Origin of the sequence: Kitasatospora sp. NPDC057512, assembly GCF_042802135.1 — a bacterium.
In the GTDB taxonomy this organism is placed as follows: Bacteria; Actinomycetota; Actinomycetes; order Streptomycetales; family Streptomycetaceae; genus Kitasatospora.
In genome coordinates this window covers 1-2,363 of sequence record NZ_JBHVET010001019.1, presented here as the reverse complement: position 1 = coordinate 2,363, position 2,363 = coordinate 1, and the positions used below count along the sequence as shown (strand labels likewise).

The window sequence follows — 2,363 nt, the reverse complement described above, 5'->3', positions numbered from 1 at the left end:
GCCCCAGCGCCGTGTCGCACCCCCGTTCGGGGGTGGCGGCGCGGGGGCGGCGCCGCGACCATGGGACCCGTCCCGCACCGCCGTCCCCAGGGAGCCCGCCCGTGCCGACCACGCCGACCCCCCGCAGCTACGCCTCCGGCACCTCGGACGTCCCGCTGCTCGGCGACACCATCGGGGAGAACCTCGACCGCGCGGTGCGCGCCTTCCCCGGGCGCGACGCCCTGGTCGACCGGGCCACCGCCCGCCGCTGGACGTACGCCGAACTCGCCGCCGACGTCGACGCCCTGGCGCTCGGCCTGCTGGAGCTCGGGATCGCCAAGGGGGACCGGGTCGGCATCTGGGCCCCCAACTGCGCCGAGTGGACGCTCACCCAGTACGCCACCGCCAAGCTCGGCGCGATCCTGGTCACGGTCAACCCGGCCTACCGCGCCCACGAGCTGGAGTACGTGCTGAACCAGGCCGGCATCCGGCTGCTGGTCGCCGCCGAGCGCTTCAAGACCTCCGACTACGCCGGGATGATCGGCGAAGTGCGGCCCCGCTGTCCGGAGTTGGAGCACGTGCTGCTGCTCGGCGGCCCCGACTGGGACGCCGTGACCGCCGCCGGGCGGCGCGCCGACCCGGCCCGACTCGCCGAGCGGCAGGTCGAGTTGGCGCCCGACGACCCGATCAACATCCAGTACACCTCCGGGACGACCGGCTTCCCCAAGGGCGCGACGCTCTCCCACCACAACATCCTCAACAACGGCTACTTCGTCGGGGAGTTGCTCGCCTACACCGAGCAGGACCGGATCTGCGTCCCGGTGCCGTTCTACCACTGCTTCGGCATGGTGATGGGCAATCTCGCCGCCACCTCGCACGGCGCCTGCGTGGTCATCCCCGCCCCCTCCTTCGAGCCCGGCGCCACCCTGGCCGCCGTCGCCGCCGAGCGCTGCACCTCGCTGTACGGCGTGCCGACCATGTTCATTGCCGAACTGGCCGACCCGGACTTCGACCGCTACGACCTCGGCAGCCTGCGCACCGGCATCATGGCCGGATCGCCCTGCCCGAGCGAGGTGATGAAGGAGGTCATCGGGCGGATGGGCATGGCGCAGGTCTCCATCTGCTACGGCATGACCGAGACCTCGCCGGTCTCCACCCAGACCCGGGTCGACGACCCGGTCGAGCGGAGGGTCGCCACGGTGGGCCGGGTCGGCCCGCACCTGGAGGTCAAGGTGGTCGACCCGGCCACCGGCCGTACCGTCCCGCGCGGCGAACCCGGAGAGCTCTGCACCCGCGGCTACTCCGTCATGCTCGGCTACTGGGGCGAGCCGGAACGCACCGCCGAGGCCGTCGACGCCGCCCGCTGGATGCACACCGGGGACCTCGCGGTGATGGACGGGGACGGCTACCTCGCCATCACCGGGCGGATCAAGGACATGGTGATCCGCGGCGGCGAGAACCTCTACCCGCGCGAGATCGAGGAGTTCCTCCACACCCACCCGGACATCCTCGACGTCCAGGTCATCGGCGTCCCCGACGCCAAGTACGGCGAGGAGCTGATGGCCTGGATCCGGATGCGGGAGGGCGCCGAACCGCTCACCGCCGAGGCCGTCCGCGGGTACTGCGCCGGCCGGCTCGCCCACGTCAAGATCCCGCGCTACGTGCACGTGGTCGAGGAGTTCCCGATGACGGTCACCGGGAAGATCCGCAAGGTCGAGATGCGGGCGCAGGCCCAGCGGATCCTGGGGCTCTGACCGGGGCGCGCCTCCGCCCGGGCGAGTCCGGGGGGCGCGGCGGCCCGCCCGGCGGGAGAGTGTGATCATGCCGCTCGACGTCACAGTGGAACGCCTGATCCCCCTCCCGCCCGCCACGGTCGCCGCCTACGCGATGGACTGGCGCCACGACTCCGAGTGGACCCGGGGCATCCGCAGCGCCACCCTCACCCGGGAGGCCGACACCGGTGGCTTCGGCGCGGGCGCCGAGGTCACCCGGACCGCGCACTTCCTGGGCAGGTCCTTCTCGTACGTGCTGCGGGTGTCGCGCCACGACCCGCCGACGGTGCTCGACATGGTCTCCGTCGCCGGGCCGATGCCCATGCGCGTCACCTACACCTTCGAGCCCACCCAGGCCGGCACCTTCGCCCGCATCCGCGTCCGCGGCGGCCTCCGCCTGGCCGGCCCGCTGATGTCCCGCCCGGTGCGGGCCGCCCTCACCGCGGACCTGCGCGCCCTGGAGTCCCGCCTCGCCCGCTGACGGCCGTTCCCCCCTGCCACCGCCCCCGCGCACGCGAACGGCCGGCGAGGGCTGCTGCCCGTCGCCGGCCGTCGAGGGGCGGGCCGGGTACCGCGCCCCCCCCACCCCGGCCCTCGGGCCGAAGGCCGGGG

Annotated in this window: 2 protein-coding genes; both read left to right on the top strand. The window is 74.0% G+C overall.

Features of this window, described 5'->3' with window-relative positions; genetic code table 11:
* Nucleotides 1-101 precede the first annotated feature (101 nt).
* A complete protein-coding gene (locus ACFU6K_RS37010; protein WP_380670735.1) occupies nt 102-1,733 on the top strand; it encodes an AMP-binding protein in 1,632 nt (543 codons plus the stop codon).
* 67 nt (nt 1,734-1,800) lie between these two features.
* On the top strand, nt 1,801-2,232 hold the full coding sequence (locus ACFU6K_RS37005) for an SRPBCC family protein (RefSeq protein ID WP_380670733.1): 432 nt from the start codon (nt 1,801-1,803) through the stop codon (nt 2,230-2,232).
* Nucleotides 2,233-2,363 lie beyond the last annotated feature (131 nt).